The organism is Kitasatospora sp. NPDC029367 (assembly GCF_055569135.1).
On the sequence record NZ_JBVHYH010000034.1, the window covers coordinates 75,875 to 82,918 of the forward strand.

Here is a 7,044-nt window from a genome sequence, read left to right on the forward strand (position 1 = left end):
CAGGGGGAGGGGAAGGTTGGATTTGGGGGGGAAGAGAAGGGGTTGTGTGGTGGGGCTGCGAGCAGGGCCTCTGGGGTTCGTGGGGGGTCCGGGAGGGGGCGCCCCCCCCCTTGGGCCGGTGTCGTTCCTACCCGGTCACTGACAGGCCTTGCGGCCGTGGTTCGCCTTCTTCTTCCGCCGGGCCTTCTTCTTGCGGGCGCGCTTGGACATCGTGCTGTTCCTCGTCGTTCGTGGGTGGGTGGGGAGGTGGGTGCGGTTCAGACGGCCCGGCCGACCAGCTGGTCGGCGAGCTTCGCCAGGCGCTTCTGCGAGCGCTCCTCCTGGGCGGCCTGGGCCGTGGGCGCGGCGACGCCGCCGTCGTAGTAGGCGCCGTTGACGACCTCGGCGTCCGGCAGGCAGAGCCGGACCACGGCCGCCGCGCCCTCCGCCGCCGGTGCGCCGACCCGCCCGTACAGCGGCAGCAGCGCGGTGTCGCACAGGCCCGGGTTGAGGCTGACGGCGGTGATGCCGGAACCGGCCGGTGCCATCTCGGCGGTCGCCATGGTGAGCGCCAGCTGCGACTGGGCGTACGCGGCCACCCGGGAGTACTTCTTCACCCGGTGCGGGTCCGACCAGTTCATCGACGCGGTGCGGTGCAGGGAGGAGGACACGTTGACGATCCGGGCGTCCCCGGCCGCCGAGAGCGGGGCCCGGAGCAGCTTGGCCAGCAGGTGCGCGGCAAGGAAGTTGACCTGCAGCGAGAGCTCGTTGCCGTCGTCGGTCAGGGTGCAGCGCTCGGGCGCCATCACGGCGGCGTTGTTCACCAGCAGGTCCAGCGCCGGGTAGTGCTTGACGACCGTGCCGGCCAGCACCGCGACCTCCGACAGCTTGGTGAAGTCGGCCGCCAGCTCGACGAGTTGGTCACGGCGGGCCCCGGCGGCGATCAGTCGGCCCACGGCGTCCTCCGCCTCGGCGGTGGTCCGGGCGTGCACCAGGACGTTCGCTCCCAGCCCGGCGAGCAGCCGGGCGGTCTCCCAGCCGATGCCGGAGGAGGCACCGGTGACGAGGGCGATACGGGCGGACAGAACAGTGTCGGACATGACCCATCCAAGGGTGGTAGGCATCGGCGGGGTGCGGCGACGGGCGGCGCGCGGCCGCCCGCGCCGGGGCCGCCGGTGCGGGAAGGTGTGGTGCGAGTTGGGATGTGGTGCGGGAAGCGCCGACCCGCCCCCGCCCTCGGAGCCGAACGGGGCGGGGGACGGGCGGCGGTGATCGGCACGGGCCCGGCGAAACGGAGCCGGGCCCGTACGCACGGCCGGTGACCAGCGGGAAGGAGCTCGGTACTACCGGACGGCAGTGGCGACCGCGACCGCGACGACGAACCGCGGCCGACTATGCGGCGGGCGGTCGTGGTGGCGGGTCGAGCGGTGCATGCCGTCCATCAAAGCCCGCGCGGGTGCCCGGGGCAAGCTCCGTCACCCGCCCTGACGAACTCCTGACGCTCCCCTGACGCGGGACCACGCGGGACCACGCGGAACCACGCAGGACCACGCGTGACCACGGCAGGGGTGCCGGCTCCCGCCAAGGTTCCGTCAGCAACCGCCCTGGCGCCGCCAGGCTTTCGTCAACGGGCCGGGGCTGGCGGGCGCGGACTGCCGTACTGGACGCATGCCGATCCACCCCGTGCCCGCCCTCGACCGGCCCGCCCTCGACCTGTCCGCCGTCGAGCGGCCCGGTGCGAGCCTGTTGCCAGCCCACGTCGACCGGAGCGGACACGGCGGCCGGTGGGCGGACGACCCCGACGCGGTCCGCGCGCTGCTGGTGCAGTGCGGGCCGGAACGGCTGCTGCGGGGGGGATCCGGCGCGCCTGGATCCGGCGGTCCTGGCCCGCTTCGGGCGGGGGCAGTTCCACGCGCCGGACCGCTTCCTGCCCCTGCTCGGCCGGACCTTCACCCACCTCACCCCGTGGGTACGGGTGCTGCACGTCCACGCGGAGCGGCCGCGGGCGGTGTCCCGGCACACCGCGGCCTGGGTCCGCCCGTTGGGCGCGGCCGACGAGGCTCACCTCGACCGCTTCGCCCGGCGCTCGACCACCCTCGGCCGCCCCGTCGGCCCGCACTGGGTCGCCGAGACCTGGGGCGGCCACCGCGCCCTCGCCGCCGGCGGCTACGCCTGGGGTGCGTTCCTGGGCCCGTACCTGGCCTCGCTGGCGTGCGGCTACCTCGTCGGCCGCGAGCACCTGGACCTCGCGGTGGCCACCGACCCGGCCTTCCGCCGCCTCGACCTGGCCCTCGCCTGCGTCCACGCCGCCACCGCCGCCGCCCGCGCCCGGGGACTCACCCCGACCTGGTCGGCCCCCAGCGGCAATCACGCCAGCCGCGCCCTGGCCGAGGCGGCCGGCTTCCGCCCGGTGCGCCGGGAGCTGGTGCACTGGGCGGGCCCACGGCGCACCGGCTGACCACGAGCCCGGCCGGGCGTCGTCCGGGCGCTGAACGGCCCGCGCCCCGGGGTGGCGGGGCGCGGGCCTTCGGTGGTGGTTCAGTGGTGGTTCAGCAGTGTTTCAGCGGCGGCCGGTCCGGGCTCAACGGCCCTGGAGGGACTTGACCTTGTCGCCGAAGGTCCAGCCCTTCGAGCCGTCCCAGTTGAGCGACCAGGTCATCAGGCCCTTCAACGCGCCGCCGAAGTTGCCCCAGGCCTGGCCGACCGAGCCCGGGTCCAGGTACCCGCCGCCCGCGCCCGGCTGGGCCGGGAGACCGGGCACCTGCTTGTCGTACGGAACGGTGACGGTGGTGCCCTGGACGGTCAGGCCGTTGTTCAGGCAGGTGGTCTGGACGGTGAAGCCCTGCACCGTACCGGCCTGGTAGGAGTCCCCGGAGCAGCCGTACATGCTGCCGTTGTAGTACTGCATGTTCAGCCACCACAGCTGCCCGTTGTCGGCGTACTTCTTGATGATCGGCAGGTAGGCGCCCCAGATGGAGCCGTAGGTGACGCTCCCGCCGGTGACGTACGCGGTCTCGGGGGCCATCGTGAGGCCGAAGCCCTTGGGCATCTGGGCCAGCACGCCGTCGATGATGCGCATCAGGTTGGCCTGGGAGGCGGAGGGCGTCTTGATGTCGCCGCTGCCGGAGAGGCCGGTCTCGATGTCGATGTCGATCCCGTCGAAGTTGTACTTCTTGAGGATCGGGACGACGGTCGCCACGAACCGGTCGGCGACGGTGCTGGAGCTCAGGTCGATGCCGGCGGCGGCGCCGCCGATGGACATCAGGATCGTCGCCCCGGCCGCCTTGGCCTGGCACATCTCGGCGGGGGTCGAGACCTTGACGTTGGCGTCCATGCCGTCCTGCCACAGCACGGTGCCGTCGGAGAGGATCACCGGGAAGGCGGCGTTGATGACGTTGTAGCCGTGCGCGGCGATCCGGCTGTCGGTGATGGGCACCCAGCCCATGCCCGGATGGACGCCGTTGGCGGCGCCGTCCCAGTTCTCCCAGTAGCCCTGGAGGACCTTGCCCGAGGGCCGGGGCTTGGTCGGGCAGGTGTCACCGCCCGGCGGGGTGGTCGGCGGCGTCGTGGGAGGCGTGGTGGGAGGCGTCGTGGGCGGCGTCGTCGGCGGCGTTGTGGGCGGGGTGGTCGGCGGCGTCGTCGGCGGGGTGGAGCTGCTGCCGCCGGGGCCGGTGAGCGACACGTCGTCCGCGTAGTAGGCGGGCTGCCCGTACCAGCCGTGCAGGTAGACCGTCACCGAGGTGGTGCTGGGCCCGGTGGTGAAGCCGACGCTGAGCTGGCCGTACGAGGCGTTGCCCGGCGCCCAGGTGGACGGGTCGCTGCCACCGGTGCCGCTGGCGCCCAGGTAGACGTAGCTGCCCTGGACGTAAGCGCTCAGCGTGTACTGGGAGTTGGGCTGCACGCTGACGGTCTGGGAGCACTGGGCGGTGTCCTGGCCGGTCGGCGTGGACCGGAGGGCGGCGCTGCCGGAGTGCACCGGGCTGCCGACGACCGCGGCGGTGCCGGGCGAACAGGTCCAGGTGGAGAGTCCGCTCTCGAAGCCGGGGTTGGCCACCAGGTTGGGGGTCGCGGCCCCGGCGGTGACGGAGCCGGTCACCGCGAGGCCGGCGCCGATCAGGGCGGCGGTCCCGACCACGGCGAGGGAGCGGACCAGCACGGTCGGCCGGTGCCGGGTCACGGCCCGGTGTGGCTTCGATGCGCGCTCCAGACCTACCCGGCGCGGTGCGCCGCCAGGACGGCCGCCGTCCGGATCAGGGTGGAAACCGCCCGACGGGCGTGGGGTTCGCGACCTCCGACGGAACATGCTGTGCTCCCTTCCCGCCGGGGCGCCATGGGCATGACGACGCGTGGGGGCGTGACGCCCGGCCGTGGGTGAGGTGGGGGACATGTGGGGCTGTTCCGGACCGGATCGTAGGAGCGGAGCCGGAGTTGGTCAATAGGTCTGGACCAATAAGGTCTGGACCACTTGCGGTTGAGCCACCCGGACGTCCTCCCGCCGCCGAACCCCGCGCTCCCTCCTCAGAGCAGCACCGCTCCCACCACGGTCGTCGCCACCAGCACCACGATCATCAGCACGTGGTACCGCACGCCCCGCTCCACCGAGCGCCGCCCCGCGGAGGCGTCCAGCGTGAACACGGCCGGATCGGAGGGATCATGATGGACCGTCAGTTCCCTTCCGTACGCTCCGGCCTGGCCCGGGAGGTCGGTCGGGCAGTACGCCGTGACGGCCGTGCCGCCCCGGGTGGTGAAGGACAGCACCGGGGTGATGGTGGTCGAGGTGTGGCCGTCATCGTCGACGCTGACGTCCCTGAGCACCGCGACGACCCGGCCGGGCACCGCCTCCAGCACGGCCAGCCTGCCGAGGCGGGCGGCCTTCTCCCGTACCGCTCGCGGGAGTTGGACGATCCCGGCGACGGCCCACGGGCCCGCGACACCGATCAGGACCCACGGCCACCCCCAGCGGACGGCGGCCAGCGCCACCAGCCCGGCACAGAGCAGGAACAGCGCGAGGGCCGGCCGACCCAGCCCACGGCCGGGCTGCTCCGGGGCGTTCGAGAACCGGTAGGCGTGCGGACGGCCCGGCGGATACCCGACCCCGACCTCCCGGCCCTCCCACGCGGCGGTGATCGTCTCGCCGCGCTCACCGTCGTTGGTGACCGTGACCTCCTCACCCGAGACCGGGTCCCGGTAGCGGACGACCACCGCGATCCCGCCCTTGCGCGAGCCACCGTGCCGGGGCTGAGTCACCCGGACGATCCGCCCCGTCAGCCGGACCTTCCGCTGGTCCGCGGTCACCCCGGCCAGCGACCTGCCCAACCCGACCAGAGCCACCACGGCCCACAGCCCGCACCACAGCAGCAGGAATCCGTCCCACCCCATCTGCACCCCTCATCCCGTCCCGTCCGTACCGGTCAGCCGCCGCTGCGCCGCAGCACCTGGCCACGGCCGTCCGCCTCCAGCGTCGCGGAGCCGCCGTCGCCGGTCACCACGATCCTGAGCGTCAGCGCGCCGGTGATCCCGTCGGCGGTCAGCTGCCAGCTCTTCGGGGACTTGACGCCGAGGGTCCTCCGGGCCTCCTCCACCAGGCCGGGGATCCGGTCGTACGGCAGGGAGCGCGGATCGAACCCGAGTCCCTGCCCGGTGCCCGGGAAACCGGCACCCGGGGAACCGGCACTTGGCGAACCGGCGCCCGGGACACCGCCGGCCGGGTCGAAGACCACCGTCAACTGACGGTCCTGCACGACGACGGTGAGCGCCTGGCGCTGCTCTCCGTCCCGCATCAACGAGTCGACGGCCTTGCGCGGCTCGCCCTGGTCCAGCATGGACTGCCCCGGGCCGAGGGCGACCGTGCCGGTGACCGAGGTCACGGTGATCGTGGCGGACGAGGAGGAGGAGAAGGAGGAGGTGACGGCCGGCCGGGGCGCACCGGCCCCGTCCTCGACCGCGGCGAACAGCTCCGTGCGGAACAGCAGCAGCACGGCACCCGCGCCGAGCAGCAGGCCGAGGACGGTGAGCAGACCGCCCGCACAGCCCGACCCGTGCTCCTCCCGCATCGCCGGACCGGGCACCGAGTCCAGCCGGGCCCCGGCCGCGCGCCGCTCCCACTCCGGCGTCGGCCGCTTCACGATCCGCGCCTTCCACGGTCGGTCCGGCGGGTACTCCACCACCACGACCCCGCGCGGCCGGTAGTCGCGGAGCTCGACGAGGTTGATCTCCTGCCGGATCCCCACCCGGAACGCGGGCGCGTCGTCCGGCACCACGCTCAGCTCGAACCGCACCGGAACGTCACTGGTCTCGCCCCCGACCGCCTCCAGCGCCTCGATCAGCGCCAGCGCCCGGCTCGGCACGACGGCCGCCTCCCGGGCCCGGCGCGGCAGCGAGGCGAGGAAGACCACCAGGCCGTAGCCGACCGGCAGCGCGAGCCCCAGCACGATCAGCGGCGTCCGCCCGAGCACGCACCCGCTGACGAAGCCGGCCAGCGACGCCCCGATCACCCCGCCGGTCAGGAAGCCCAGGGCGAGGTCGGACGGCGTGTTCGGCGGGGGCGGCCCGCCCGCGGCTGTCGTCATGCGGCCGATTGTGCACGTCCGGGGCAACCGCCGACAGTCCCTCGGGTGACCGGAACGGTCACAAGCCGATCACAACTCCCGCCCCTTCCGCCCCTTTTGGCGATGGCCGCTCCGCCGGACGAGGGCGGCGCCGCACGCGGCTATGCGCTGCTCACAGTTGCTTGTAGTTTGGGCGCCATGAACAATTGTGAGCAGTGCTGGAGCTGCGCGTGACCGCTATCGATCGTCTCGCCCTGTCCGGCGCCCGGCTGGTGCTGCCCGGCGGTGTCGTCGAGGGCGGCCGGCTGGCCGTCGAGGGCGACCGGATCGCCGCCCTCACCGGCGGCGCGAGCGGTGGGAAGGCCGAGCCCGGCGACCTCGACCTGACCGGCCACACCGTCGTCCCCGGCTTCGTGGACCTGCACGTCCACGGCGGCGGCGGCGCCTCCTACGCCTCCGGCATCGCCGAGGAGGCCCTGCACGCCGCCCGCACCCACCTCCACCACGGCACCACCAC

Annotated in this window: 6 protein-coding genes and 1 pseudogene; 2 read left to right on the top strand and 5 right to left on the bottom strand. The window is 73.8% G+C overall.

Annotation, left to right across the window (positions count from 1 at the left end; translation table 11 throughout):
• Positions 1-135: 135 nt before the first annotated feature.
• Both ACZ4W5_RS19945 and ACZ4W5_RS19950 read right to left on the bottom strand, forming a co-directional pair.
• Positions 136-210: a 50S ribosomal protein bL37 gene (locus ACZ4W5_RS19945; RefSeq protein ID WP_465655890.1), complete on the bottom strand. Its 75-nt coding sequence runs from the start codon at positions 208-210 to the stop codon at positions 136-138.
• Between the two features lie 47 nt (positions 211-257).
• The gene (locus tag ACZ4W5_RS19950) at positions 258-1,079 is read right to left on the bottom strand and encodes an SDR family NAD(P)-dependent oxidoreductase (RefSeq protein WP_360236946.1); all 822 of its coding nucleotides are present in this window, start codon (positions 1,077-1,079) and stop codon (positions 258-260) included.
• Positions 1,080-1,954: 875 nt separating this feature from the next.
• Between ACZ4W5_RS19950 and ACZ4W5_RS19955 the strand changes: the two genes are divergently transcribed.
• Positions 1,955-2,437, top strand: a complete 483-nt coding sequence (locus ACZ4W5_RS19955) for a GNAT family N-acetyltransferase (RefSeq protein ID WP_465655883.1) — start codon at positions 1,955-1,957, stop codon at positions 2,435-2,437.
• A 123-nt stretch (positions 2,438-2,560) separates the two neighbouring features.
• On the opposite strand, the gene ACZ4W5_RS19960 is transcribed toward ACZ4W5_RS19955, so the two are convergent.
• From ACZ4W5_RS19960 to ACZ4W5_RS19970, 3 genes are all read right to left on the bottom strand, one after another.
• Positions 2,561-4,156 carry a carbohydrate binding domain-containing protein gene (locus ACZ4W5_RS19960; protein ID WP_465655885.1) on the bottom strand — a complete coding sequence of 532 codons (1,596 nt, stop codon included), beginning with the start codon at positions 4,154-4,156 and terminating at the stop codon, positions 2,561-2,563.
• A 341-nt stretch (positions 4,157-4,497) separates the two neighbouring features.
• A complete protein-coding gene (locus ACZ4W5_RS19965) occupies positions 4,498-5,358 on the bottom strand; it encodes a DUF3592 domain-containing protein (protein WP_465655887.1) in 861 nt (286 codons plus the stop codon).
• Between the two features lie 32 nt (positions 5,359-5,390).
• Positions 5,391-6,548 (bottom strand): hypothetical protein, encoded by a 1,158-nt coding sequence (locus tag ACZ4W5_RS19970; RefSeq protein ID WP_465655888.1) that lies wholly within the window; start codon positions 6,546-6,548, stop codon positions 5,391-5,393.
• A gap of 209 nt (positions 6,549-6,757) precedes the next feature.
• Between ACZ4W5_RS19970 and ACZ4W5_RS19975 the strand changes: the two are divergent.
• Positions 6,758-7,044, top strand: a pseudogene (locus tag ACZ4W5_RS19975) (N-acetylglucosamine-6-phosphate deacetylase); the annotation flags it as partial.

Excerpts from the sequence above, each read along its gene's own strand:
- ACZ4W5_RS19950 (WP_360236946.1), bottom strand. The coding sequence starts at position 1,079 with ATGTCCGACACTGTTCTGTCCGCCCGTATCGCCCTCGTCACCGGTGCC.
- ACZ4W5_RS19965 (WP_465655887.1), bottom strand. The coding sequence starts at position 5,358 with ATGGGGTGGGACGGATTCCTGCTGCTGTGGTGCGGGCTGTGGGCCGTG.
- ACZ4W5_RS19970 (WP_465655888.1), bottom strand. The coding sequence starts at position 6,548 with ATGACGACAGCCGCGGGCGGGCCGCCCCCGCCGAACACGCCGTCCGAC.